This is a genomic window from Helicobacter sp. 11S03491-1, assembly GCF_002272835.1.
GTDB lineage: Bacteria > Campylobacterota > Campylobacteria > Campylobacterales > Helicobacteraceae > Helicobacter_J.
Genome location: NZ_MLAO01000024.1, coordinates 1 through 1491, shown reverse-complemented (window position 1 = coordinate 1491; position 1491 = coordinate 1). Strand labels below are relative to the sequence as shown.

At 39.1% G+C, this 1491-nt stretch carries 1 protein-coding gene; it reads left to right on the top strand.

Annotation, left to right across the window (positions count from 1 at the left end; all coding sequences use genetic code 11):
* Positions 1–1491, top strand: a 1491-nt coding sequence (locus tag BKH45_RS08645; protein WP_143428413.1) for an autotransporter outer membrane beta-barrel domain-containing protein, incomplete at both ends; no start/stop codon positions are given.

The window sequence follows — 1491 nt, the reverse complement described above, 5'->3', positions numbered from 1 at the left end:
TATACCCCTCGCACTCTTTCAGTCAATACCATCACCGGAGAAAATGGTGTCTTTCGTTTGATGGCTGATGTGAGGGCAGGAACTACAGATACTATCAGTGCAAATAATGTTAATGGAGCCCAATACATTCAAATCTATCAAAATCCCTCTCACATCAGCCTGGATGTAGCCGGAAAAAACATGGTCGTTGCTTCTGCAGCTACTCTGGGAGTTAATGGGGGATTTGAAGGGATTGCTACGATTATTGGCTTATATGATTATCTCCCCATTTTGCAACAAACCAATACAGCAGGGGGGAGAATCAATTGGGTTTTAGCCGGCATTACCCAAACCCCTAACCAAACAGCCAAAAGTCTCTTTAATATCCTCTCCCTTCCTTATAAAACCTTTCGTATCCATGCAGACAATCTGTATTACCGCATGGATGATTTACTCTATCCCCCTACCCTCAATGGTCTGTGGGCAAAAGTCTATGCAGGAGGGATTTATCAAAAACAACCCTCCAAAGATAAAACAACTCAAGATTTATTCTATAGTTTTCAAGGGGGTTATGATAAAGGAGAGAATTTTGGAGAAAAAAGATATTTTTATGGATTCTCTCTTGATTACACCCGTTTAAACACAGGGGATAAAGGCTATAAAGGATATGTGCATTCTATAGACATAGGAGGGTATGGGGGGTATTTGGATGAAAACGGTTGGGATATTTCCGGGAGTATGCAATATGGTTACAGTTACAACCATACCCAACTCTATCAAGCTGATGATCCTTTTAATTTTGGAGGGCATTTTTTCTTACTCAGTATGAGAGTGGGGTATCGCTTTTATCCTTTTTATAAAATCAAAACCAGAATCATAGAAAAATGTGTGCGCCCTACTTTTTGCAGGAATGGGATAGAAGACCTGAGAATTAGGGATGAGAGTTTTTATTTCCAACCTTATGTTTCCCTCACACCCGGATTTATTTTAGGAGAAAAGATTTCTTTCTCGGATAAACAATCCCGCTCTCATATTTCAGCCAAACTGCATGCTTCCCCTGCTCTCATTAGCAAGATTGGTCTTTTAACCCTCAAGCGTTATGATTATCCCAATCAAGCTCTTAACTTAAGGGCACTCATTGAATATAGCCATGATCTCAATTTAGGGGGGAAGATTACTTTAACCGATGATGTAGATATGCCCTTAAATCGTTCCGTGCAAATGGATAATCGATTGGGTATAGGGATAGGGGGAGATTATTTGCTTCTCAATGACAGTTTGAAATTCTATGGGGATTTTAAGACAGAATTCTTTGGCAAACTCAATACCTATTGGTTAGTAAGTGCAGGGATACGCTATAAGTTTGGACAAAAACCCCCTAAAACATACAAATCACTCAATTACAGACCCCAAGTCAATCAAACCCAAAAAGCAAGACCTAAAAATGTATTTAAACCTTATGAATCAATCCCATCCCCAAAGAGTGATAGTTTTTATCAGAATAATCATTAT